Origin of the sequence: Paenibacillus sp. FSL R10-2771 (genome assembly GCF_038000205.1) — a bacterium.
Lineage (GTDB): Bacteria > Bacillota > Bacilli > Paenibacillales > Paenibacillaceae > Paenibacillus_AQ > Paenibacillus_AQ phytohabitans.
In genome coordinates this window covers 7,289,637-7,313,130 of record NZ_JBBOBM010000001.1, presented here as the reverse complement: position 1 = coordinate 7,313,130, position 23,494 = coordinate 7,289,637, and the positions used below count along the sequence as shown (strand labels likewise).

At 53.8% G+C, this 23,494-nt stretch carries 21 protein-coding genes and 1 riboswitch; of the genes, 20 read left to right on the top strand and 1 reads right to left on the bottom strand.

What is annotated here, in order from left to right; genetic code table 11:
- The first annotated feature begins 259 nt into the window (after nucleotides 1-259).
- Both NSU14_RS31580 and NSU14_RS31575 read left to right on the top strand, forming a co-directional pair.
- Nucleotides 260-1,471 carry an acyltransferase gene (locus NSU14_RS31580; RefSeq protein ID WP_340948448.1) on the top strand — a complete coding sequence of 404 codons (1,212 nt, stop codon included), beginning with the start codon at nucleotides 260-262 and terminating at the stop codon, nucleotides 1,469-1,471.
- Between the two features lie 60 nt (nucleotides 1,472-1,531).
- Entirely contained in the window at nucleotides 1,532-2,689 is a 1,158-nt protein-coding gene (locus tag NSU14_RS31575; protein WP_336103306.1) for an acyltransferase, read from the top strand.
- Nucleotides 2,690-2,808: 119 nt separating this feature from the next.
- Here NSU14_RS31575 and gntK read toward each other — a convergent pair whose 3' ends face one another.
- A complete protein-coding gene (gene gntK, locus NSU14_RS31570) occupies nucleotides 2,809-4,338 on the bottom strand; it encodes a gluconokinase (protein ID WP_445670104.1) in 1,530 nt (509 codons plus the stop codon).
- 353 nt (nucleotides 4,339-4,691) lie between these two features.
- Here gntK and NSU14_RS31565 point away from each other — a divergent pair, with 353 nt between their 5' ends.
- The 18 genes from NSU14_RS31565 (at nucleotide 4,692) to rapZ (ending at nucleotide 23,468) form a co-directional block, all read left to right on the top strand.
- Complete coding sequence (locus NSU14_RS31565) at nucleotides 4,692-5,909, top strand: ATP phosphoribosyltransferase regulatory subunit (protein ID WP_042132740.1); 1,218 nt, start codon at nucleotides 4,692-4,694, stop codon at nucleotides 5,907-5,909.
- Nucleotides 5,910-6,021: 112 nt separating this feature from the next.
- Nucleotides 6,022-6,666, top strand: coding sequence for an ATP phosphoribosyltransferase (gene hisG, locus NSU14_RS31560; RefSeq protein ID WP_039302355.1), 645 nt, complete (start codon nucleotides 6,022-6,024; stop codon nucleotides 6,664-6,666).
- A gap of 145 nt (nucleotides 6,667-6,811) precedes the next feature.
- Complete coding sequence (gene hisD / locus NSU14_RS31555; protein WP_042132741.1) at nucleotides 6,812-8,122, top strand: histidinol dehydrogenase; 1,311 nt, start codon at nucleotides 6,812-6,814, stop codon at nucleotides 8,120-8,122.
- A complete protein-coding gene (gene hisB, locus NSU14_RS31550; protein WP_042132742.1) occupies nucleotides 8,109-8,720 on the top strand; it encodes an imidazoleglycerol-phosphate dehydratase HisB in 612 nt (203 codons plus the stop codon). The genes hisD and hisB overlap by 14 nt, the downstream gene beginning before the upstream one ends.
- Before the next feature lies 1 nt (nucleotide 8,721).
- Nucleotides 8,722-9,345 carry an imidazole glycerol phosphate synthase subunit HisH gene (hisH, locus tag NSU14_RS31545; protein WP_042132743.1) on the top strand — a complete coding sequence of 208 codons (624 nt, stop codon included), beginning with the start codon at nucleotides 8,722-8,724 and terminating at the stop codon, nucleotides 9,343-9,345.
- A 49-nt stretch (nucleotides 9,346-9,394) separates the two neighbouring features.
- Complete coding sequence (hisA, locus tag NSU14_RS31540) at nucleotides 9,395-10,132, top strand: 1-(5-phosphoribosyl)-5-[(5-phosphoribosylamino)methylideneamino]imidazole-4-carboxamide isomerase (protein ID WP_042132744.1); 738 nt, start codon at nucleotides 9,395-9,397, stop codon at nucleotides 10,130-10,132.
- 52 nt (nucleotides 10,133-10,184) lie between these two features.
- Nucleotides 10,185-10,943, top strand: a complete 759-nt coding sequence (gene hisF / locus NSU14_RS31535) for an imidazole glycerol phosphate synthase subunit HisF (protein WP_340948445.1) — start codon at nucleotides 10,185-10,187, stop codon at nucleotides 10,941-10,943.
- Entirely contained in the window at nucleotides 10,940-11,656 is a 717-nt protein-coding gene (gene hisIE / locus NSU14_RS31530; RefSeq protein ID WP_076243415.1) for a bifunctional phosphoribosyl-AMP cyclohydrolase/phosphoribosyl-ATP diphosphatase HisIE, read from the top strand. Before hisF ends, hisIE begins: the two co-directional genes overlap by 4 nt.
- Nucleotides 11,657-11,670: 14 nt before the next feature.
- Nucleotides 11,671-12,492, top strand: a complete 822-nt coding sequence (gene hisJ / locus NSU14_RS31525; protein ID WP_340948443.1) for a histidinol-phosphatase HisJ — start codon at nucleotides 11,671-11,673, stop codon at nucleotides 12,490-12,492.
- A 126-nt stretch (nucleotides 12,493-12,618) separates the two neighbouring features.
- Nucleotides 12,619-13,566 carry a ribose-phosphate diphosphokinase gene (locus NSU14_RS31520; RefSeq protein ID WP_039302378.1) on the top strand — a complete coding sequence of 316 codons (948 nt, stop codon included), beginning with the start codon at nucleotides 12,619-12,621 and terminating at the stop codon, nucleotides 13,564-13,566.
- A 244-nt stretch (nucleotides 13,567-13,810) separates the two neighbouring features.
- Complete coding sequence (locus NSU14_RS31515) at nucleotides 13,811-15,559, top strand: tetratricopeptide repeat protein (protein WP_076243417.1); 1,749 nt, start codon at nucleotides 13,811-13,813, stop codon at nucleotides 15,557-15,559.
- Between the two features lie 145 nt (nucleotides 15,560-15,704).
- Entirely contained in the window at nucleotides 15,705-16,658 is a 954-nt protein-coding gene (gene trxB / locus NSU14_RS31510; protein ID WP_039302384.1) for a thioredoxin-disulfide reductase, read from the top strand.
- 72 nt (nucleotides 16,659-16,730) lie between these two features.
- Nucleotides 16,731-16,837: riboswitch (TPP riboswitch) on the top strand.
- A gap of 169 nt (nucleotides 16,838-17,006) precedes the next feature.
- A complete protein-coding gene (thiC, locus tag NSU14_RS31505; RefSeq protein ID WP_144026042.1) occupies nucleotides 17,007-18,701 on the top strand; it encodes a phosphomethylpyrimidine synthase ThiC in 1,695 nt (564 codons plus the stop codon).
- A gap of 164 nt (nucleotides 18,702-18,865) precedes the next feature.
- Complete coding sequence (locus tag NSU14_RS31500) at nucleotides 18,866-19,663, top strand: class I SAM-dependent methyltransferase (RefSeq protein WP_336103301.1); 798 nt, start codon at nucleotides 18,866-18,868, stop codon at nucleotides 19,661-19,663.
- Nucleotides 19,664-19,830: 167 nt separating this feature from the next.
- Nucleotides 19,831-20,058: a DUF1858 domain-containing protein gene (locus NSU14_RS31495; RefSeq protein ID WP_042231578.1), complete on the top strand. Its 228-nt coding sequence runs from the start codon at nucleotides 19,831-19,833 to the stop codon at nucleotides 20,056-20,058.
- Between the two features lie 14 nt (nucleotides 20,059-20,072).
- Nucleotides 20,073-21,332: a DUF438 domain-containing protein gene (locus tag NSU14_RS31490; protein WP_171720821.1), complete on the top strand. Its 1,260-nt coding sequence runs from the start codon at nucleotides 20,073-20,075 to the stop codon at nucleotides 21,330-21,332.
- Between the two features lie 239 nt (nucleotides 21,333-21,571).
- On the top strand, nucleotides 21,572-22,522 hold the full coding sequence (locus NSU14_RS31485; protein WP_039302392.1) for an ROK family glucokinase: 951 nt from the start codon (nucleotides 21,572-21,574) through the stop codon (nucleotides 22,520-22,522).
- Nucleotides 22,523-22,568: 46 nt separating this feature from the next.
- Nucleotides 22,569-23,468, top strand: a complete 900-nt coding sequence (gene rapZ, locus NSU14_RS31480; RefSeq protein WP_039302396.1) for an RNase adapter RapZ — start codon at nucleotides 22,569-22,571, stop codon at nucleotides 23,466-23,468.
- The last annotated feature ends 26 nt before the right edge of the window (nucleotides 23,469-23,494 follow it).

Sequence of the window (23,494 nt, the reverse complement as noted above, 5' to 3'; positions counted from 1 at the left end):
GCGTGTATCTGCGCAGAAGCTGCAGGGTTTCTTGTGTAAACTTCGCAGCCGGAGGCAATTAATCAATCTTAAGCAACCTTTAAGTGTTCGGCGGGTATATATTGGCGATATACTTGTAAGTGCAGGAGCGGATCTTTCCGCATACGGACGCGCAGCACATATCAGAATGAAATAATCAGCAGGGGCAGACTTCCTGATAGGTATCACTTCCGCTTGGCGTCTATGAACAGCCATCATAGCAGAGAAGAGGAATCTTAAAGTGAATGCAGCAAAACAGGAACGTCTGCCCCAGCTGGATATATACCGTGCTCTGGCGATATTGGGCGTATTGCATGTCCATTCATCATCTTTTGCGGCCGGAGAATTGGCACTCCAGTCACCCTATTATTATTGGCTGAACTGGATCAACATCTTCTTTAAATTCGGTACACCGTCGTTTATTTTTCTAAGCAGCTTTGTGCTGTTCTATAATTATTACGGGCGGCCCGTGACGCGGAGCCTGATCGGAAGCTTTTACCGCCGCAGGCTGAAGTACATTCTGCTCCCCTATATGCTGGTATCCATCGGCTATTACGGATTGACCCTGTACGTGAATGGGAAGCTGACACAGCCTCTGGCAGAGAGCATCTCCGGCTTCCTGGGTGCCTTATTTACGGGTTCGGCGTATGCGCATTTGTATTTCGTATTCATCAGTATCCAGTTCTACCTGCTGTTTCCGTTGCTGCTTAAGCTGCTGCAGAGCTCACGGCTGTGGGTGCGCTGGGCTTTTCCGATTGGACTTGCGCTGCAGTGGGTATTCATTATCTGGAACAAGTATCAGTTGCATATTGTGGAAAAAGGAAGCTTGTCGATCTCGTATCTGGCATACTATATGCTGGGCGCCTATATCGCCATTAATTTCGAAGCGATCAAGCTGTGGCTGCTGAAGCCTTGGCATGAACTGGCTGCAAGGTATAAAATGCTTATCCTGCTGCTTGTTACATTGTGGCTCGGAGCAGCCTTCACGCATGTACAGTTATGGTATAGAGCCCGCCACTTCGGGATATGGACGGACTCGCTCTGGTACGAGCTGCTCTGGAATGTACATACGATGCTGTCAGCGCTGGTGCTGCTGTATGCCACCTTTCTTATCTACCGCAGGGCACCGAAGGTGATCGTTGCTATTTTGACCCGGCTGGGTGAGGTTTCATTTGCGGTGTATCTGATCCATCCTCTGCTGCTTGCAGTGTATAGAAGATTCGGAACGGGAATTCCTACAGATTCATTAACCTATGTATTCTATATTTACGGGGGATTGGCTGCGGCGCTGGCAGGAAGCTGGATGCTTGTGCAGTTTGCGTTCCGCCGCATCCGCCTGTCCTGGGTGGCATTCGGGAGTGTACCGCGTTCACTTGCCCCTACGGTGAAGGACAAGCCTGTGCACGGGAGCACCAATAGAGTGCTCGAAGGTAAAGATATCAGTAAATCATGAGAGTTCAACAGACCACAACTCAGGGCATCAGGGATGAGGGTCTAGGCAGGAGGAAAGATAATGGCTCAAAAGGAAAGAATACCGCAGCTTGATGTATTCCGGGCGATAGCGATTATTGCGGTCATAGCGATACACGCCACTTCGCGGACACTGGCGGAAACGCTGGATACCTCTTTGTTTCATCCGTTTCTGTTCATAAACAAGTTCAGCCAGTTCGCTGTACCTTCGTTTGTATTCCTAAGCGGGTTCGTGCTGTTCTACAATTATATTGACCGTCCGCTTGGCGGGAAGACTCTCGCGAAATTCTATAGCCGAAGGCTGATTTATATTATTGTGCCTTATCTTGTTTTCTCGGTGCTGTACTTTATATTGAAAATGACTGCCGGGCATACATGGGGCATGCCTCTTAATGAGCAGGCGGCCAAATTCGGCAAATATCTGTGGACTGGTACGGCGTATACCCATCTGTACTATATTATTATCATAATTCAGTTCTATGTACTGTTCCCGCTCATGCTCTGGTGTCTGCAGAAGGTCCGCCGTCTGGCGGCGTGGGCACCGCTCATCGGACTGGCCTTACAGTGGGGATTCGTGCTGCTGAACAAATATATGGCTAATCACGGATACTGGCAGCTGTCCAAGGGCAGTCTTGCAATTACGTACTTCTCTTATTTCCTGCTCGGTGCAGCGATTGCGGTATATTACAGCTCTTTGAAAAAGTGGCTGATTCCTACACGCGAAGGGTGGCGCTCCGGTAAGGGGGCAAGCTGGATTGTGCTGTGGTTCATATGGGCCACTGCAGGAATCGTTCATGTGGAGCTGTGGTTCAACAATTATACGAAGAAGACGGTCATCAACAGTCTATGGTATGAAGGCTTCTCCAATCTTCATGCGCTGCTCTCTTGTCTTGTGCTGTTCCAGCTGTCCTTCCTGCTGTACGGAGCGGGGCGAAGCCTGCTGGCAAGATTGCTGATCTCTGCCGGCGCCTGTTCCTTCGGGATATATCTGCTGCATCCGGCGCTGCTCTTCTTCTATAGAAAGCTGCCGCTGCACGGCGGATCACTTGCCTACACGGCTGCCATTGCCGGGGGCTGGCTGATAGCCTTCGCCGGCTCCTGGCTGGTCGTTGCCCTCGTCTTCCGTTATGTGAAGCCGGCATGGGTACTCTTTGGCTCTGGGCCGCAGAAGGTTAAGCGGGCGCCTAAAGAAACAGTGTAGCTGGGATGCCTTGAAATGCAGTAATGAATGGGACTTCAAATCCAGAATGATAAAAGCGCCGACTGGCCGCAGATGCGGGCCAGTTGGCGCTTTTATTCATATATTGGCAGGATTGCAGACTACTCTCCGGCCTGTTCGCGCTGGAAATCGGCAATCGCCTGATATTGGCCTTCGAGGCTGCGGTATACGGAGATATAGATGGGCAGCAGCTGCTTATAGACTTTGGCATGTGCCTGGACGGGTTCATGGCGGTGGGTCGAGCCAATCATGCCGAATACGGAATCGAAGGAATCGATCCGGCCGATGGCGTACAGCCCGAGGACAACGGCGCCAAGACAGGAGCTCTCGAAGCTCTCAGGGACTACCACCTCCTGATCAAATATGTCCGCCATCATCTGCCGCCATAGAGCGGAGCGGGCGAAGCCGCCGGTAGCCAGGATTCTGCCCGGCTGGCCGATAATTTCCTCCATAGCGAGCAGGACGGTATACATATTGAAGATGACACCCTCCAGCACAGAGCGGATCATATGCTCTTTGCGGTGATTCATGCTCAGTCCGAAGAAGGAGCCGCGCGCATCGGGGTTCCACAGCGGGGCACGCTCACCGGTCAGATAGGGATGAAAGAGCAGGCCATTGCTGCCTGGCGGTACCTGCTCGGCGATCCGGGTTAGAACCTCATAAGGATCAATACCGAGGCGCTTCGCGGTCTCTACCTCAGAGGCGGCGAACTCATCACGCACCCAGCGGAACAGCATGCCGCCATTATTCACGGGTCCGCCAATAACCCAGTGCTTGTCCGTTAGTGCATAGCAGAAGGTCCGCCCTTTCGGGTCGGTCAGCGGCCGGTCGACCACGGTGCGGATGGCACCGCTGGTTCCTATAGTCGCGGCAATAACCCCCGGCTCTATGGCACCGACCCCCAGATTGGACAGGACACCATCACTGGCGCCTACGACAAACGGTGTGGCGGCCAGAAGTCCAAGCTCTTCCGGAAGTCCCGGAAGCAGCCCCTGCAGGATCTGCGTGGTGGGCACCGGTCTTGATAGACGTTCTGGAGTAATTCCGGCGATACGGAGCGCCTCAGCGTCCCAGTCAAGCTTCTCCAGATTGAACATACCTGTAGAAGAGGCAATGGAGTGATCAATTACATATTTGCCGAACAGCTTGAAGAAGATATATTCTTTAATGGAGATGAATTTATGGGTCTGGCTGAACAGCTCCGGATGCTCCTCACCGAGCCACATCAGCTTGGTAATTGGAGACATCGGATGGACGGGTGTTCCTGTCCGCATATACAGCTCATGCCCGTGCAGTTCATTCTTCAGCCGCCGGGCAGCTGCACTGCTCCGGTTATCGGCCCAGGTGATGCAGGCGGTAAGCGGTTTGCCGGAAGAATCTACAGCAATCACGCTGTGCATGGCCGAGCTGAAGGAGACAAGCAGAACCTGTCCAGGAGGGACGTGGCTGTCCTGCATGACTGAAGAGATAGTGTGCAGGACAGCCTGCAGAATCTGACCAGGGTCCTGTTCTGCTACAGAAGGGGAAGGCTGATGCAGCGGATAGCCCTGGTTGCTCTGTGTGACGATTGTTCCGTTCTCCTCGAAGAGGACAGCCTTGGTGCTGGTGGTTCCAATATCAACGCCGATCATATAGGATGTACTCAAGCCGTCAGTCCTTCTTTCTGCTCTGAAATAGATACCGGGAATACTTAATGCAGGAAATAAAGTACAATTATATTATATATTTCGTATGAAACATTCTGAAGTTCATGTTCTACAGCTTATTATATTCGCAGGTAATCACGGTGGCAAAGAGAGGATGGATAGGCGCTGCTTAACATATATAGTCCAAGCTTCCGAAACCGGCGGGTATAGAAGGAGATTGTTGACGCAAAAGGATAGTCCGTGATACGATATTATCACTGCTTTAGTTTACTACCACTTTACCATATTAAAGCGATTTAAGATGCTTCTTATGATATCTGATGAGGTGAAAAGTGAAGATGTCCAAACCAAAGGGATTCGAAAAGCCTGCCGGCGTACGGGATTATCTCCCGCGTGCGGTAACGAAGCTGCGCAAGATTGAGAACGATGTGCTGCACTGCATGAGCCGCTGGGGCTACCGCCAGATGATTACCCCCACCCTTGAATATTACGATACGGTCGGTGTGGCCAGTTCCACGTCAGACCAGAAGTTGTATAAATTACTGAATAACCGCGGTCAGGCACTCGTGCTGCGTTCAGAAATGACAGCGCCCGTTGCCCGCGTAGTCTCCTCCTTATTGAAGGACGAACCGCTGCCGCTGCGCCTGTCCTATCATGCCAATGTCTTCCGTGCTATCGAAGAGGAGGCCGGCCGGGAAGCAGAATTCTTCCAGACCGGAGTGGAGCTTGTCGGAGATGATTCACCAGAGGCGGATGCTGAGGTCGTTGCACTGGCAATTGCCTCGCTGGAGGCCGCGGGAGTGAAATCTTTTAAAATTGCGATAGGGCATGTAGGCTTCCTCGACGGTCTGTTCCAGGAAGCGGTATCCGGCCTCCCGCAGGCCCAGGAAGAGCTGAAGAGTCATCTGCTGGGCCGTGATTATGTCGCTTTCCGGGAGACGCTGCGCCGCCTGGAACTGCCGGAAGCCCAGAAGAAGGAACTGGACGGACTGCTGCGGCTGCGGGGAGGCAAGGAAATCTGCGGACAGGCGCTGGAGCTCAGCAGCCATCCGCTGGCACGCGCTTCCATTGAGCATTTATGCAAGGTATGGGAGGTGCTTGTCGCATACGGCGTCTCTCAGCATGTGCTGATTGATCTGACGATGATCGGTGATTTCTCCTATTATACGGGCATGACGTTTGAAGGTTATGCTTCGGAGCTGGGCTTCCCGGTGTGCAGCGGCGGAAGGTACGACAATCTGCTTCAGCAGTTTGGACGCCCGATTCCGTCGACAGGCTTCTCACTGAAGACCAACCGCATTCTGGATGGTGTATCCGGAGTGACCGAAGAGGAAGAACTGCCGGTACTGGTCCAGTACGATGCCCTGCGGCGTCAGGAAGGTCTTGCTGAGGCGGCCCGGCTGCGGAATGAGGGCCACGCTGTGGTAACCCGGCTGGCGGCAGGCCCGGAAGAGCTGAAGGTTGTGAAGCGCCTGGATACGGATACCGTAGAGGCAGAGGGTGAACGTTACGGAGAGATTTATACGTTTGTGTCTTTTATCAGCGAGCATGGCTGAGCTCATAAATGTGGAATGAAGCAATTGGTGACAATACGTGAAATGAAGGAAAATGTGAACTCAAGTAATCCCTGCAAGTATGTAGCGGAAATTGAAATGGAGGCGGGTATGAATGGCACAGATTCTTAAGGTAGCCATGCCGAAAGGCCGGATTTACAACAAAGCCGCAGAGCTGTTCCGCAAGGCGGGACTGCCGATTCCTCCGGACGGGGAAGAATCACGCAAGCTGGTGATTTCACTGCCGGAAGCCGGAATGGAGTTTATTCTTGCCAAGCCGGTAGATGTGCCTACATATGTAGAGTATGGTGTAGCGGATATCGGTATTGTCGGCAAAGATGTACTGCTGGAAGAAAACCGTGATGTGTACGAACTGCTTGATCTGGGAATCGCCCGCTGCCGGATGTCGATTATCGGACTCCCGAACTGGCAGCCGGGCATCCAGCAGCGGGTAGCGACCAAATATCCGAACGTGGCCTCACGGTACTTCCGTGAGCAGGGCCAGCAGGTCGAGGTTGTGAAGCTGAACGGCTCGATTGAGCTGGCGCCGCTGATTGGACTGGCTGACCGGATCGTGGATATGGTGGAGACCGGCCAGACCCTGAAGGATAACGGGCTGGTGGAAATGACCAGTATCTTCGAAATTACCAGCCGCCTGGTGGCCAACCGGGTAAGCTACCGGATGAAGAATGAGGAAATCCAGCAGCTGTGTGACCGCCTGCAGGCCGTGATTGCAGGCCCGGAGCTGCAGATTAAATAAGCTATACAGATTAAACTTTAAGAGATGAAAAAAGGATAGAAGTGACGAAGGGGAAGTTTGGAACTGTAGGAGCGGAAGTCCAAACATTATCCGTAGTTACGGCTGAGCCTAGCTAGTAAATAGAAAGTTCAGGGGGGAAGCAGCGGTGAAGGTCCAGTCCAGTAAGGAGTTTAAGCTGCAGCGTGAAGTGGAATACGGCACGCCGGAGCAGAACAAGGCGGTACGTGAAATCGTGGCCGGTATCAAACAGGAAGGTGATGCGGCATTGCTCCGGTATACGGAGCGCTTCGACGGCGCAGTGCTGACGCCTGCGCAGCTGCGGGTAACGCAGGAGGAGCTAGAGGCCGCCTATGGCCGGGTAGAGGAGTCCTTCGTGACGGCAATCCGGGCGGCAGCTGTCAATATCCGTGCGTTCCATGCGCGGCAGAAGCGCAATTCCTGGATGGATCTGCAGCCGGACGGCACGATCCTCGGACAGATCATCCGCCCGCTGAAGCGGGTGGGCGTCTATGTTCCCGGGGGCAAGGCAGCGTATCCTTCCTCGGTGCTGATGAACGTTATTCCGGCACAGATCGCTGGCGTGCCGGAGATCGTGATGGTTACACCGCCTTCGACGGGCGGCTTCGAAGGCATCGATCCCTATATTCTCGTTGCCGCCGCTGAGGCAGGCGTAAACGAGATATACCGCGTAGGCGGCGCGCAGGCGATCGCCGCCCTGGCCTTCGGCACGGAATCGATCGTGCCGGTCGATAAGATCTGCGGGCCAGGGAACATCTACGTGGCCCTGGCCAAACGCGAGGTCTACGGCGCTGTCGATATCGACAGCATCGCCGGACCGAGCGAGATCGTCGTGCTCGCCGACGATACCGCCGAGGCCGCCTACGTCGCGGCCGACCTGCTCTCGCAGGCCGAGCACGACGAGATGGCCTCGGCGATCCTTGTGACGCCGTCGCAGCGTCTCGCGGAGGCCGTTGCTGCCGAAGTAGAACGGCAGCTGCAGACGTTGCCGCGCGAAGCTATCGCGCGGGCCTCGGTAGAGAACTACGGCGCGATTATCGTCGTGGAATCGCTCGAGGAGGGCATCTCCATTGTGAACCGGCTGGCGCCGGAGCATCTGGAGATTGTAGTGGCCGACCCGATGGCATTGACCGGCGCGATTGAGAACGCCGGGGCAATCTTCCTGGGTCCGTACAGCTCGGAGCCGGTCGGCGATTACTTCGCCGGACCGAACCATATTATACCGACCAACGGCACAGCAAGGTTCTCCTCGCCTGTGGACGTGGATGATTTCATTAAGAAATCCAGCCTGATCTATTACAGCAAGGAAGCACTGCTGCGGGACGGGGCGGCGATTATGGAGCTCGCCCGGCGTGAGGGCCTGGAAGGCCATGCCCGCGCAATAGAAATCCGGCTGGAGAACGAAGCGAAAGGTGGAGACGGAAATGGAGAACAATAATAATGAAGTGGCGCTGCGCAAGGCCGGACTTAGCCGTACAACCAACGAAACGGACATCGCGTTGACCTTTGCTGTGGACGGCAGCGGAGTTTCCGAGCTGGAGACCGATGTGCCTTTTCTGAATCATATGCTGGATCTATTCACCAAGCATGGACAGTTTGATCTGAGCGTACAGGCGCGGGGCGACATCGATATCGATGACCACCACACGGTTGAGGATATCGGTATCTGTCTGGGACAGGCGCTGCGGGAAGCGCTTGGCGACAAAAAAGGCATCAAGCGTTATGCGAGTGTCTTCATCCCCATGGATGAGGCACTGGCTCAGGTAGTGATTGATATCAGCAACCGGCCGCATTTTGAATACCGGGCAACGTATCCTTCGCAGCAGGTAGGCAGCTTCTCTACGGAGCTGGTTCACGAATTCCTCTGGAAATTTGCGCTGGAAGCGAGAATTACGCTGCATGTCATTGTGCATTACGGCTCCAACACCCATCACATGATTGAAGCGGTCTTCAAGGCACTGGGACGGGCGCTGGATGAAGCGACACAAGTGGACCCCCGGGTGAAGGGTGTGCCTTCAACGAAGGGAGTGCTGTAGCATGACCGTTGCAATCGTCGATTACGGCATGGGCAACCTGCACAGTGTCAGCAAGGCGGTGGAACGCCTGGGGTATACGAGTCTGGTGACGGCAGATGCCGGTGAGATTCTGGCGGCAGACAGCGTGATCCTGCCGGGTGTCGGTGCATTCGGCGATGCGATGGAGCATCTGCGGGCGAGCGGAATGGATGTTGTAGTTAAGGCTGCAGCTGAAGCGGGACAGCCGCTGCTGGGTATATGCCTTGGTATGCAGCTGCTGTTCAGCAGCAGCGAGGAGCATGGCGAGCATAAGGGGCTGGATCTTCTGCCGGGCTCGGTGGTACGCTTCGCACCCCGTGACGGCTACAAGGTGCCGCATATGGGGTGGAACAGGCTGGGCTTCCTCCAGCCGGAGAGTCCGCTTCTGACCGGCCTTGAAGAAGGGCATGTCTACTTCGTCCATTCCTATCATGTGCTTGCAGGTAGCGACAGCGACCTGCTGGCGGTCACGGATTATGGACATCCGGTAACGGCTATAGTCGGGCGGAACCATGTGTACGGCATGCAGTTTCACCCGGAGAAGAGCGGTGAGCTTGGCATCAAGCTGCTGGGGAATTTCCTGCGGCTTCGAAGAGAGCAGGCGTGAATCCTGAATAACTATATTTGCAAATTGTAATGAAAGCGGGGAGCGCTACATGTCTTCTTTTATCGTATATCCGGCGATTGATATCCGTGACGGCAAATGTGTCCGGTTGCAGCAGGGGGATTACAGCCAGGAAACCATTTATAACGACAGTCCGGTTCAGGTGGCCAAGTCTTGGGAAGAGCAGGGCGGACAGTTTATCCATCTGGTCGATCTGGACGGCGCTAAGGCCGGGCATCCCGTTAATGATGCCATCATCGGAGCCATTGCCAGGAATGCCAATGTTCCGGTTCAGGTCGGCGGCGGTCTCCGCACGCTTGCGGATGTGGAGAAGCTGCTGGGTCTTGGCATCAGCCGGGTCATTATTGGAACGGCGGCGATCAATGATTATGCTTTTACAGAGGCGGTTCTCGCGAAGTATGGCGATAAGGTAGCGATCGGTATTGACGCCCGTAACGGCTATGTGGCTACGCATGGGTGGCTGAATACCTCCGAGGTGCGCGCCGAGGATCTGGCCAAGGAGCTGGCAGCCAAAGGTGCAGAGACCTTCATCTACACAGACATCTCCCGTGACGGGATGATGCAGGGACCGAACGTGGAGGGGATTCTGTCCATGGCCGGGGCGAGCGGCAAAACCGTAATTGCCTCCGGCGGTGTTACCAGCCTGGACGATCTGCTGCGTCTGAGCGTACATAGCGGCAGCGGGATCGGTGGAGCGATTGTCGGCAAGGCGCTCTACACCGGCAATATTGATCTGGCTGAAGCCCTGCAGGCGCTGGGTAAGGCGTAGGGGTTACGGGCTTAGTAATTACTTTTGTTAGCCTGTGAAGGAGGGGTCTTGGATGTTAGCCAAACGGATTATCCCCTGTCTGGATGTGAAGGACGGGCGGGTGGTAAAAGGCGTTAATTTCGTAAATCTGCGCGATGCCGGAGATCCGGTGGAGCTGGCGGCTTTATATGATAGCGAAGGTGCAGATGAGCTGGTATTTCTGGATATCTCCGCTTCAGTGGAAGGGCGGGCGACTATGGTTGAGGTCGTGCGGCAGACTGCCGGGGAGATTGCTATTCCATTCACGGTGGGCGGCGGGATTTCTACACCCGAGGACATGAAGCGGATCCTGCGCGCCGGTGCGGACAAGATCGGCATTAATACGGCAGCTGTCAATAATCCGCAGCTGATTCTTGAAGGCGCCCGCCACTTCGGCTCCCAGTGCATTGTGGTGGCGATGGATGCCAAATATAATGAGGCTTGGGGCGAGTGGGAAGTGTACACTCACGGCGGCCGTACGCCTACCGGTATCCGGGCGCTTACCTGGGCCAAGGAAGCTGAGCAGCTGGGAGCCGGCGAGATCCTGCTTACAAGCATGGATGCCGACGGCACCAAGGACGGCTTCGATCTGAAGCTGACGGCAGCAGTCTGCGATCTGCTGAGCATTCCTGTAATTGCTTCCGGCGGTGCGGGAAGAATTGATCATTTCTATGATGTATTTACCGCAGGCAAGGCAGATGCCGGACTTGCGGCAACTATTTTTCACTATAAAGAGATTGCCATTCATGATTTGAAGGCTGATCTGAAGCAAAGAGGGGTAGAGATCCGATGAGCGAGGACAAGAAAGATATAGCGCAGAGCCAGCAGGAGGCATTGTCAGGCATCCGCTGGAATGAAGCTGGCCTGCTGCCGGCAGTGGTGCAGGATGCCCGTACCCTGGAAGTATTAATGTTCGCCTATATGAATCCGGAGTCACTACGGCTGTCTCTTGAGAGCGGTCAGACCTGGTTCTGGAGCCGTTCGCGTAGTGAGCTCTGGCATAAGGGCGGAACCTCCGGCAATACCCAGGCCATCACCTCCATCCATTACGATTGTGACAGCGATACGCTACTGGTGAAAGTTGTGCCGGAAGGACCGGCCTGCCATACGGGTGAGAACAGCTGCTTCTTCCGCGAGATTCCCCTCGATGCACCGGCAACAGCTGAAGCAGCTGGGGGTACAGTTAACTCGGCAGCAGCAGGCCATGACCGCTTTGCTGTACTGGGTGAGCTGGAGCGCGTAATTGCCGAGCGGGAAGTGAACCGTCCGGAAGGGGCGTACACTACTTATCTGTTTGATAAGGGCGTCGACAAGATTCTCAAGAAGGTCGGCGAAGAAGCCTCCGAAACCATTATCGCCGCCAAAAATAAAGATAATGCCGAGCTTCGCCTTGAAGTCAGCGATCTGATCTATCATTTACTGGTCCTGCTGCAGGAGCGGAAGCTTCCGCTGGATGAGATTCTGGAAGAGCTGAGTGCCCGCCATGAACGGCCTCGCCGGGACTAGGAGGAAGGTTCAGCATGCGTATTGATTACCATACCCACCATGAGCGCTGCGGCCATGCCGTAGGGAAGCTTGAAGAGTATGTGCAGCGCGGCATAGCGCTCGGGCTGCAGCAGCTTGGACTGTCCGATCATCTGCCGCTTATCCATGTAGATCCGGAGTACTATTATCCCGAGATGGCTATGCCGCTTGCGGAGCTTCCGCGTTATGTGGAGGAATGTCTTACGCTGAAGGAGCGCTACCGCGGAACGATTGAGCTGCGGGTGGGGCTTGAAGCGGATTATATCGAGGGATATGAAGAGCAGATCCGCGAGCTTTTAGCACCCTATCCGTGGGACTATCTGATCGGGTCGGTGCATTTTCTCGGAGAATGGGATATTACGGACCACCGGCAGACCCATGGCTGGGAAGGCCAGGACGTGATGAGCGTCTACCGCCGATATTATGATGCAGTGCAGAAGTCGGCGTTATCGGGATTATATGATATTATAGGACATATGGATGTCATCAAAAGGTTCGGTTACGGGCCGCAGACTCCGGAAGGAAGAGCCGAGGCCAGAGCACTGGAGCTGGAGACGCTCAAGGTTATATCCGGCAGCGGAATCGCGATGGAGCTGAATGCTTCGGGACTCACTAAGCCTTGCGCCGAAATGTTCCCGGCTGAGCATGTGCTTCAGCAGGCGTATGCCCTGGGCATTCCGCTCACCGTGGGCTCAGACGCCCATGACCCTCTGAAGCTGGGAGACGGCTTACAGGAGGCGCGGGAAATGCTGTGGCGCACGGGCTTCCGTGAACTGGCTGTGTTCGAAGGACGCCGCCGCACATCCGTCCAAATATAAGAATGTATAGGCTTCGCGCTATATATTATCCTTCTATTTCTCGCTGAAACGGTACCGTCCATACAAGGACGGCAAAGCCGTTTCCACTTGCGTTCGAAGTTTAAATTATAATCCCAGGAGGGTACTATGCATCATCAATTACGTATTTTTTCCGGTTCGTCGAATCCGAAGCTGGCCGCTGATATTGCGGAGCGCCTTGGCGCACCGCTGGGCCTGATTAAGCTGACACGTTTCAAGAGCGGCGAGATATATGTGCATTATGAAGAGAGCATCCGGAACTGCGACGTATTTTTGGTGCAATCCCTGGCTCATCCGATTAACGAGCTGTTTGTAGAATTGCTGGTCATGATCGACGCTGCCAAACGCGCATCGGCAAGAACAGTGAATATTATCGTTCCTTATTACGGGTATGCCCGGCAGGAGCGCAAATCTGCGCCGCGTGAGCCGATCTCAGCCAAAATGGTTGCCGATGTGCTGACCACTGCAGGAGCTACCCGCGTGATAACTATTGACCTGCATGCAGCGGCTATCCAGGGTTTCTTCAACATTCCCGTGGATCATCTGACTGCGCTTGATCTGATCAGCGGCTATTTGAAGATCAAAGGCCTCTCCGATCTGGTAGTCGTATCACCCGATGCAGGCCGCGCCTCCATGGCTGAGAAGCTGGCCAGTCGGCTGGACTCTCCGTTTGCCATCATGATCAAGAAACGTCCGGCTCATAACGAATCGGTGATTACCCATGTCATCGGAGACGTTGAGGGAAGAACGCCGATTATTATTGAGGATCTTATTGATACGGGGACCACGATCGTCAATGTGGTAGAAGGGCTGAAGGAGCGCGGGGCCCGGAACAGCATCGTCTGTGCCACGCACGGGCTGTTCTCCGGAGATGCGCTGGAGCGGATGGATCATCCCAATATCGACGAAATTGTCGTCACGGATTCTATTGCGCTGCCGGATGAGCACTCCAGCAGATTCTCGGTGCTCTCTGTTGCACCTATGCTGGCAGAAGCCACACGTATTATCATCGAAGGCGGTTCCATAGACAAGCTATTTAGAGACGCGGGGATATAGTCCCTGCGTTTCTTTTTACAGTTATGCTGCAGCAGCAACTTTTCAAGCTTTTTCCTCCCCTTAACTCTCCTCCCCGGTTGAGAATCTCACTACCACATGTGGTATACTGTGTGAAGAAGACAGCCAAGTCCATAAATGGAAACGAAAAGAACACTTAAGACAGGGAGTATGGGTATATATTTGATGCCGCTCTCCTATTTTTCGTTAGGCTAGGGAAGCTTACAAAGGGAGGTGCCTTGCTTCCATGATTGAGAAAACTTCAGAGAATGATACGGACAGCGGTAATGTGATTCCGGTCACTCTGGATGCCAATTTTTTCTTTGAAAGAGCCGTACGGTCGCTTGACCGCTTTCAATATGATAAGGCATTAAAGAATTTTCGCAAAGCTGTTGAATATGAGCCGGATAATCCGGTGAATCATTGCAACATGGCGGGTATATTATCTGAGATGGGTAATTACACAGCATCTAATGAGATTCTGACCCATGTACTGGAGAAGATTGATCCCGCAATGACCGAATGTCATTTCTATATGGCTAATAATTACGCCAATATGGAAAGCTTTGAAGAGGCGGAGCGTTCGCTGGTCACGTATCTGGAGGAGGATGCCAGCGGCGAGTTCATGGCCGAATCCGAAGAGCTGATGGAGTTGCTGCAATATGAGCTGAACCGTCCTGCTCCGCTTGTGCGGATCCGCAGCCGTGAGGGTGTGGTCGAGCATGACCGGGCCCGCAGTCTGCTGGAGGAGGGCAAGTTTCCCCAGGCCGTAGAGCTGCTGGAAGAGATCATTGCGATCTCGCCGGACTTTCTGGCTGCGCATAATAACCTGGCCCTCGCTTATTTCTATATGGGCCGGTTTGCCAAAGCGAAGGAATGCCTGAACGAGGTGCTGAAGCAGGACCCCGGCAATCTGCATGCGCTCTGCAATATGGCGATCTTCCTGCAGTATGCAGGTGACAAGGAGCAGCTGGATTCTCTGCTGGGCATGCTTGAAGCCACTGTGCCTTTTCATCAGGAGCATGTATTCAAAATGGCCACGACGATGGGCATCCTGGGCAGACATACTGCAGCATACAGCCACTTCCGGCGTCTGCTGAAGGATGAAGAGGTCGCCGGAGACGCCGGCCTGTATCATTACTGCGCAGCAGCGGCCAGCAACAGCGGCCTCTACACTGAAGCGCTACGCTGCTGGAGACAGGCTGCGAAGCTGGACCCTGAGTCTGCCGTGCCGGCATTCTTCCTGTCCCAGCTCCAGCAAGCCCGGGGAGAAGACAGACCCATGCCTGCTGTCAGCTATAATTACCAATTGCCTTTCCAGGAGCAGCTTAAGCAGTGGAAGGGGAATACAGGCAAGTTCACCGAAGAAGTACGGAACAATCCGCTGCTGCGAGCCTCGTTCTTCTGGGCGCTGCGCTACGGCGATTCCTCCACGAAGCTGCAGGTGACCGAAGCCCTGCGCTGGATTGAGGATGAGGAGATGTCCGAGGTACTGCGCGGAGTTCTGGAGCATCAGCCGCTCCAGGAGGACCGGCTGCAGGAGGCGGCGCTGTTCAGCCTGCAGCGGCTGATTGGAGAGAATCTGGAAGAAGCTGCAGCTCCTGAGGAAGAGCCGTTGCAAGCGGCTTCCAGCCCCAAGGGCCCGGCTGAATGGAAGGAAGACTGGCAGCGGATTATCGATCATACGGTGGCCATGATGGACCGGAGATATGATGCTGTGCAGAAGAAGGATGCAGAGTTTATCTGGAAGCAGTTCATCGGCAGCCTGTATCCGGATGTACCGTTATTCCGCAATGACGGCGGCTGGTGTGCGGCACTGGAGTATCTGACTGCCAGGCTGCACGGGCGTCCGGTCACCTTCCGCGAGGCGGCACAGCGTTACGGCGTCTCGGTCTCCATGGTAAGCCGCTATGCACGGCGGATCGACAGTGAATGCGATACCCAGGGCATGCTGCCGGGAACGGACGGCTTGTCGCCGTCCACCAACAATATTTGAACCCTTTTTTCAAATATAAGAATCTATACGTTTCTCACGATAACTTATCCTTATATTTCTCGCTGAAACGGTACCGTCTTAATAAAAGGACGATAAAGCCGTTTCCACTTGTAAATACAAACCTACTTGTAAGGAGGCCAATGTAATGTACAAAACGATTGTAATCGGAACAGGCCCGGCCGGGCTGACTGCCGCGATTTATCTGGCGCGCGCGAACCTGAGCCCGCTCGTAATTGAAGGCTTGCAGCCGGGAGGACAGCTGACAACGACGACAGAAGTGGAGAACTTTCCAGGCTTCCCTGAAGGAATTCTGGGTCCTGATCTGATGGACAACATGCGTAAGCAGGCCGAACGCTTCGGCGCTGAATTCAAGAATGGCTGGGTGGAGTCGGTTGACTTCTCTCAGCGTCCGTTCAAGGTGACTGTAGACGGAATGGGTGTACTGGAAGCGGAGTCGGTCATTATTTCGACCGGCGCCTCCGCCAGATACCTGGGTATCCCGGGCGAGCAGGAGAATGTAGGACGCGGGGTCAGCACCTGTGCGACCTGTGACGGATTCTTTTTCCGTAACAAAAAGATTGTCGTGGTCGGCGGCGGCGATTCCGCGATGGAGGAAGCCAGCTTCCTGACCCGCTTTGCTTCCAGCGTAACGCTGGTGCACCGCCGTCCGGAGCTGCGTGCTTCGAAGATCATGCAGGACCGCGCACGCGACAACAGCAAGGTGTCATGGGCACTGAACCGCACGCCGCTTGAGGTAACCGTCGGCGATACCGGAGTTAAGGGCATCACCGTCCTTAACAATGAGACGGGACTTACCGAGCTGGTGGAAGCGGATGGTGTATTTGTCGCTATCGGACATACACCGAATACCGCTTTCTTAGGCGGGCAGATTAACACCGATGCCAATGGCTATATAGTGGTTAACCCGGGCACCACAGAGACGAATATTCCCGGCGTATTCGCTTGCGGCGACGTGCAGGATACGCGTTACCGTCAAGCCATATCGGCAGCCGGAACCGGCTGTATGGCCGCCATGGATGCCGAGAAGTTCCTGGAAGGCACGATGGTGCATGACTGGAGCGAATCGCTCGATAAATAACCGGAGAAGGTTCTTGTTATTTACGGGTTTACAAAAAAATCCTATACCAGTAGAATGTATTTAATTAGATAAGATACCCACTAGGGGAGCCTGAATAGGCTGAGACGGGAAAAGTGAATTTCCGGACCCTTGAACCTGATCTGGATCATACCAGCGTAGGAAAGTGGAGTCGGACCTTTTTTTGAATACAGTCTTATTGGGCTGTTCCTTTGATAAAGCCGCTCCAGGTGGAGCGGCTTTTTGACTTGCAAGAATTCATATGCCTTGTGCTATACATGATTCTTCGGCTCAGTCTGCTGCGTGAAATCTTATCTGATTGGCTCATAGAGCGAAGAGGAGGAGATTAGAATGCCAGAAATGATGAAGAACGAAGAGGTGGACCTTTCCCGATTTCCTGCAAGCCGCAAAGTGTATGTAGAGGGCTCGCGCCCGGATATTCAGGTTCCGATGCGGGAGATCAGCCTCAGCAGAACCGAGGGCGTTGCCGGGGAAGAGGAGAACGAACCGCTGCGTGTCTATGACACAAGCGGAATTTACACCGATGCTGCGCAAGAGGCTGACATTCGGAGGGGGCTGCCGCCGCACCGTTTATGCTGGATTGCGGAGCGTGGCGATTCGGAGGAATACACCGGAAGAGCTGTGCAGCCGCAGGATAATGGAATCCGCAGGGGCGGGCCGCCCGCAGAGGCTTATCCAGGGCTGCAGCGGAGTCCCCTGCGGGCACATGCGGGCAACAATGTTACCCAGCTGCATTATGCGCGGCAAGGGATCATTACTTCGGAAATGGAGTATATCGCGATCCGCGAGAATACCCGGCCGGAATTCGTAAGGGATGAGGTGGCCGCCGGACGGGCCATTATTCCGGCCAACATCAATCATCCCGAGAGCGAGCCGATGATTATTGGCCGTAACTTCCTGGTTAAGATCAATGCGAACATCGGAAATTCTGCGGTGTCTTCTTCTATTGAAGAGGAAGTGGAGAAGATGCGGTGGGCAACCCGCTGGGGGGCCGACACCATCATGGACCTCTCCACCGGCTCCAAGATTCATACCACCCGTGAATGGATTATACGCAATTCTCCTGTGCCTGTCGGCACGGTGCCCTTATACCAGGCGCTCGAAAAGGTGAACGGCATAGCCGAGGATTTAACCTGGGAGCTCTATCGCGACACGCTGATTGAGCAGGCGGAGCAGGGGGTCGATTACTTTACCATTCATGCCGGGGTGCTACAGCGCTATATTCCGCTGACTGCCGGAAGAATGACGGGAATCGTATCACGGGGCGGCTCGATTATGGCCGCTTGGTGCCTTGCCCATCAGCAGGAGAACTTTCTGTACACACACTTCGAAGCTATATGTGAGATTATGAAGACGTATGATGTGGCCTTCTCTCTGGGGGACGGACTTCGTCCGGGTTCTATAGCAGATGCCAATGACGAAGCTCAATTCGCTGAGCTGGAGACACTGGGAGAGCTGACAGCGCTGGCCTGGAAGCACGATGTTCAGGTAATGGTTGAGGGCCCGGGGCATGTGCCGATGCACAAGATTAAGGAGAATATGGACAAGCAGCTCGAGATTTGCCGGGAAGCCCCTTTTTACACCCTGGGTCCGCTCACTACCGATATTGCACCCGGTTATGATCATATCACTTCAGCCATCGGGGCGGCGATGATCGGCTGGCTCGGGACGGCTATGCTGTGTTACGTTACACCCAAGGAGCATTTAGGTCTGCCTAACAAGAATGACGTGCGCGAGGGAGTCATTACCTACAAGATCGCTGCACATGCCGCAGACCTCGCCAAGGGGCATCCGGGTGCACAGGACAGGGATAATGCGCTGTCCAAGGCACGGTTCGAGTTTCGCTGGCGAGACCAGTTCCATCTCTCTCTGGACCCGGAAAGGGCGCTGGAGTATCATGATGAGACGCTTCCTGCGGAGGGGGCGAAGCAAGCTCATTTCTGCTCTATGTGCGGTCCTAAATTCTGCAGCATGCGGATTTCGCATGATATCCGTAATTCCTACAGATTGAGCAGGTCGCTGTAAAAAGGCAAGTCTTCTATAGCTATTTCCCTGCTGTCCCATGCTGTAAAAGGCGTGAGGGCAGCTTTTCTTATGCGCGAATAGCACAAGATTCTTCTCCCTATTATGTGAAACCATGCACAACCGTTGGCGTAAATAGCATTATCCAAGTATAGGGAGTGAATCGAATGAGGAACAAAGACTGGCTCAAGGAAAGCGAACGTTTCAATGAAGCGGCTGAATACTATGATAGGTATAGACCCAGTTATCCATTCGCCCTGATTGAGCAGATTGTACAAGAAGCCTCTCTGACTAAGGAGTCCAGAATTCTTGAGATCGGTGCCGGGAGCGGTAAAGCCTCCGAATTATTCCTGGACCGCGGGTATGAGCTGCTATGTATTGAACCGGGCCCACAACTGGCGGAATTGGGAAGACAGAAGCATAGGGATAAAAACGTGCGATTTGTAACCTCCAGATTCGAGCACTGGTCTGGGCCGGAGAAGGATTTCGACCTGATCTTCTCCGCTCAAGCCTTTCATTGGGTGCCGCAGCCGGAAGGTTACAAGAAATGTGGGCGGCTGCTGAAGCCGGGAGGGCGGCTCGCGCTCTTTTGGAATTTTTATCTGCAGGGAGACAGTGAGATGGAGCAAGAGATTGCCGAGGTCTGTGCGGAGTATGAGGTATTCTGGTTTAATAAGCGGGATGTAATTGAACAGAGAGTGGAGCGAACTGTAGCAGAGCTGTCCGGCAGCGGAAATTTCAGAGCCCCGGAGGTCTACCGGTATCCTTGGGACAGCAGGGATGACGCGGATAGCTTCATTAACTTCCTGCGGACCTGCAACGGGTTCATCGGGCTGAAGGAAGCGGAGCAGATTGAATTAAGCGCCAGGTTACATAAGCTGATCGGCCGGAATGGCGGCACCCTGCAAAGGAATTTTATATGTACGCTTTTCATAGCCGAAGCCTTGAATTCTGTGAATTCTTAACATACATGGCTGTCCCTATGCTGTAACAGGCGTACGGGCAGCTTTTTCCTTAAAAGCTAATATGTTGTGGGGTAATTTTATACTTAGTGACTGTAATCACAATTTACCCCCCTGCCCTATGCTAAGCTGTTGCTGAGAAGAATTCTCAATTGTGAGGTGTGCAGATCTTGAGCAAAGTGTTGAAGCTAGATGAGTCTATATTGGAGCTGGTAACCAGGCACCCGGAAGCCGTAGATATTATGGCCGGTCTGGGTTTCCATGATATAACGAAGCCTGGAATGCTGCAGACGGCAGGCAGGTTCATGACATTATCCAAGGGCATGAAATTAAAGAGAATAGAGCTGGAAACCGTTCGGCTGGCCTTTGAGCAGCACGGCTTCGAGATTATTGAATAGAAGGAGAGAATATAATGAGCGAACTGATTAATAACCGTGAAGTGGATGTACCGGAGCAGACACGCCGCCAGGCTATGCTGAAGGAGATCATCAAGGAGCTGCATGCGGGTAAAAGTGTAGAGGAAGTGAAGGCGCGTTTTGCCGAAGCGGTAGGCGATGTGACTGTAGCTGAGATATCTGCCATGGAGCATTCCCTGATGACCGAAGAGGGTATTCCGGTAGAGGAAGTGCAGCGCCTATGCTCCGTGCATACGGCCATCTTCAAAGGCTCGATCGAGCAGATTCACCGCTCCTCGAAGGCTGAAGAGCAGCCGGGGCATCCTGTGCATACCTTCAAGCTGGAGAACCGTGAGATTGAACGGCTGGTTAACTTCCGGCTGGAGCTGCACACAGACAAGTTCAAGAAGAACGCCAGCGAAGAGATCATCTTCAAGCTGCTGGAGGATCTGAGCCTATTGCTCGACCTCGACAAGCATTACAGCCGCAAGGAGAATCTGCTGTTTCCTTACTTAGAGAAGTACGGCATTTATGGTCCAACCAAGGTAATGTGGGGCGTGGATGACGGGATCCGCAATATGATTAAGGAAGCCAAGAAAGCACTCAGCGCGTATAGCGGGGAGTCTGAGCAGATTGCAGCTTCACTGGAGGAGATCATTAAAGAAGTCAACGAGATGATCTTCAAAGAAGAGAATATTCTGCTGCCGATGGCGCTCGATAAGCTGACTGAAGATGAATGGGTCAAAATCGCCCGCGAAAGTGACGAAATCGGCTTCTGCCTGACCGCGCCGGAGCAGGAATGGATTCCGGAGCGTGCCGCTGAACCGGAGGGTGCCCAGAGTCAGGAAGAAGGAGAAGCTGCATCACCGCAGGGCTTCATCCGCTTTGAGACCGGCCTGTTGTCGCTTCATCAGCTCGAGACGATGATGAATCATCTGCCGGTGGATTTGACCTTTATCGATGAGAACGATGTGGTCCGCTACTTCTCACATGGCAAGGAACGGATCTTCGCCCGGACCAAGGCGGTTATCGGCCGTACGGTGCAGAACTGTCATCCGCCGCAAAGCGTGCATGTGGTGGAGAAGCTGCTGGCAGATTTCAAGGCAGGCATTAAGGATGCTGAGGATTTCTGGATTGCCATCAAAGATAAATTCATCTATATCCGCTACTTCGCAGTACGTGATGAGACCGGCCGCTATATGGGGACGCTGGAGTTCACACAGAATATTGCTCCGATCCGTGCCTTAGAGGGGCAAAAGCGTATTTTGTCGGAATAATGGCAGATTTACAGGGACCAGGGCAATAGAAGATTACTTTCAGACTTTCTTGCCTGCCGGGTGAGAAGGTCTTTTTGTTAGGCGGGTTGTCCGCAGACGGAGCATGTCAAAACATCCCATACCGCTTCCTGAAGAACATTGCCCCGGGTGTATCGCCTTTCCTTGACCGCAGGGGAGGCTTCTATTATAGTGGGTACGTAGGATTAACTATTTTAGCATAGAAAAAGGTGGCTTGTAACATGTCTGAAAATATCTACGTTGGCGTGGATTTAGGTGGAACCACGATTAAGGTTGGAATCTGCAATGCCGAGGGAAGCCTGCTGCACACTTACGAAGGTCCAACGGGGACCGCAGACGGCGTCGATGCCGTTATCGATAATATCGAGAAGTATGTGCGCCTGATTGTGGAGGACTCTCCGTATTCCTGGGAACAGCTTGCCGGTGTGGGAGCCGGGCTTGCCGGGTTTACGAATATTCGTGAAGGAATCATCATCCTTGCGCCTAACATAGGATTTAGAGATGTGCCGATCCGTTCCATTCTGGAAGGTCGTTTGAACAAGCCTGTCAAAATAGACAATGACGCCAATGTGGCTGCGCTGGGCGAGGCTTGGAGCGGTGCAGGACGCGGCATTGAGAATTGCGTCTGCTATACGCTGGGTACAGGGGTAGGCGGCGGAATTATTATCAATGGCAAGGTGTATCAGGGCTTTGCCGGTCTGGCCGGAGAGCTTGGCCATATCACAGTAGTTCCCGATCTGGAAGCTATCCAGTGCGGCTGCGGGAACATGGGTTGTTTGGAAACCGTTTCCTCTGCGACTGGCATTATCCGCATGGCGAATGATGCAGTGGCCCGCGGGGACCGCACCACTCTGTCCACGGTGGAGAAGATTGCGGCCAAGGAAGTCTTTGACGCTGCCAAGGCAGGCGATGAAGTCGCTCTGCGTATTGTGAACCGTGCAGCATTCTACCTGGGCAAATCGATGGCTGCGGTGGCTGCGGTACTGAATCCGGAAGTGTTTATCGTAGGCGGCGGCGTATCCAAAGCCGGCGATATCCTGTTTGATGAAGTCCGCCGTGTATTCGCCAAGCTAACACCTGCACCTCTGCAGACTGGTGTTACCATCGTGCCTGCGGAGCTTGGCAATGATGCCGGTATTATTGGTGCGGCAGGTCTTTTGCTGCGTTCTTAAGGAGCAGGAATTATTCATATACTAACCTTAGGGAGGGGACGCTCTAATGACCGAATTCGAGCAAATATCGCCCGGTCGTGCCACCCTGATCATCATTACCGGCATGTCGGGAGCAGGCAAGACGATTGCAGTGCAGAGCCTGGAGGATCTCGGCTTCTTCTGCGTCGATAATCTTCCGCCAGTGCTGATCCCGAAGTTCGCCGAATTGATTGAGCAGTCCAAAGGCAAAATCGCCAAAGTGGCGCTCGTGATCGACCTCAGGGGACGGGAATTCTTCACCGCTCTGTCGGAGTCTCTGGCCTATATCAAGGACGAGTCGACCATAGGCTTTGAGATTCTTTTCCTGGATGCAACAGATTCAGTGCTTGTGCAACGCTACAAAGAGAGCCGGCGTCACCACCCGCTTGCTCCCAAGGGCATGCCGCTTGACGGTATCCGGATGGAGCGCCAAATGCTGGAGGAGCTCAAGAATTCAGCTACCCTGTGTCTGGATACCAGCAGCATGAAGCCGGCACAGCTAAAAGAAAAAATTGTGTCACGGTTCTCCCATCTCGGGAAAAGCACCCTCTCCGTTAACATTACTTCGTTTGGGTTCAAGTATGGTATTCCGATTGATGCTGACCTGGTGTTCGATGTCCGCTTCCTGCCTAATCCGCATTATGTGGATCAGCTGCGGCCCAAGACAGGCCAAGACAACGATGTGTATGACTATGTGATGAAATGGCCTGAAACGCAGACGTTCCTGACCAAGCTGCTTGACATGCTTCAATTTCTTATTCCGCAATACCGCAAGGAAGGCAAATCCCAGATTATTATCGGCATCGGCTGTACAGGCGGCAAACACCGTTCCGTAGCCATTGCAGAGTATCTGGGCAAAATGCTGGGGGTAAGCGAGACGGAATCGGTAGCAATCAGCCATCGGGATTCCGAACGTGATCGGCATTGACGAGAGAAGGGATGAGTAGTGACTGA

Excerpts from the sequence above, each read along its gene's own strand:
- NSU14_RS31515 (WP_076243417.1), top strand. The coding sequence starts at position 13,811 with ATGATTGAGAAAACTTCAGAGAATGATACGGACAGCGGTAATGTGATT.
- rapZ (WP_039302396.1), top strand. The coding sequence starts at position 22,569 with ATGACCGAATTCGAGCAAATATCGCCCGGTCGTGCCACCCTGATCATC.
- hisIE (WP_076243415.1), top strand. The coding sequence starts at position 10,940 with ATGAGCGAGGACAAGAAAGATATAGCGCAGAGCCAGCAGGAGGCATTG.
- NSU14_RS31485 (WP_039302392.1), top strand. The coding sequence starts at position 21,572 with ATGTCTGAAAATATCTACGTTGGCGTGGATTTAGGTGGAACCACGATT.
- hisH (WP_042132743.1), top strand. The coding sequence starts at position 8,722 with ATGACCGTTGCAATCGTCGATTACGGCATGGGCAACCTGCACAGTGTC.
- NSU14_RS31500 (WP_336103301.1), top strand. The coding sequence starts at position 18,866 with ATGAGGAACAAAGACTGGCTCAAGGAAAGCGAACGTTTCAATGAAGCG.
- trxB (WP_039302384.1), top strand. The coding sequence starts at position 15,705 with ATGTACAAAACGATTGTAATCGGAACAGGCCCGGCCGGGCTGACTGCC.
- NSU14_RS31565 (WP_042132740.1), top strand. The coding sequence starts at position 4,692 with ATGTCCAAACCAAAGGGATTCGAAAAGCCTGCCGGCGTACGGGATTAT.
- hisB (WP_042132742.1), top strand. The coding sequence starts at position 8,109 with ATGGAGAACAATAATAATGAAGTGGCGCTGCGCAAGGCCGGACTTAGC.
- NSU14_RS31520 (WP_039302378.1), top strand. The coding sequence starts at position 12,619 with ATGCATCATCAATTACGTATTTTTTCCGGTTCGTCGAATCCGAAGCTG.
- hisJ (WP_340948443.1), top strand. The coding sequence starts at position 11,671 with ATGCGTATTGATTACCATACCCACCATGAGCGCTGCGGCCATGCCGTA.
- NSU14_RS31575 (WP_336103306.1), top strand. The coding sequence starts at position 1,532 with ATGGCTCAAAAGGAAAGAATACCGCAGCTTGATGTATTCCGGGCGATA.
- hisG (WP_039302355.1), top strand. The coding sequence starts at position 6,022 with ATGGCACAGATTCTTAAGGTAGCCATGCCGAAAGGCCGGATTTACAAC.
- NSU14_RS31490 (WP_171720821.1), top strand. The coding sequence starts at position 20,073 with ATGAGCGAACTGATTAATAACCGTGAAGTGGATGTACCGGAGCAGACA.
- thiC (WP_144026042.1), top strand. The coding sequence starts at position 17,007 with ATGCCAGAAATGATGAAGAACGAAGAGGTGGACCTTTCCCGATTTCCT.
- hisF (WP_340948445.1), top strand. The coding sequence starts at position 10,185 with ATGTTAGCCAAACGGATTATCCCCTGTCTGGATGTGAAGGACGGGCGG.
- hisA (WP_042132744.1), top strand. The coding sequence starts at position 9,395 with ATGTCTTCTTTTATCGTATATCCGGCGATTGATATCCGTGACGGCAAA.
- gntK (WP_445670104.1), bottom strand. The coding sequence starts at position 4,338 with ATGATCGGCGTTGATATTGGAACCACCAGCACCAAGGCTGTCCTCTTC.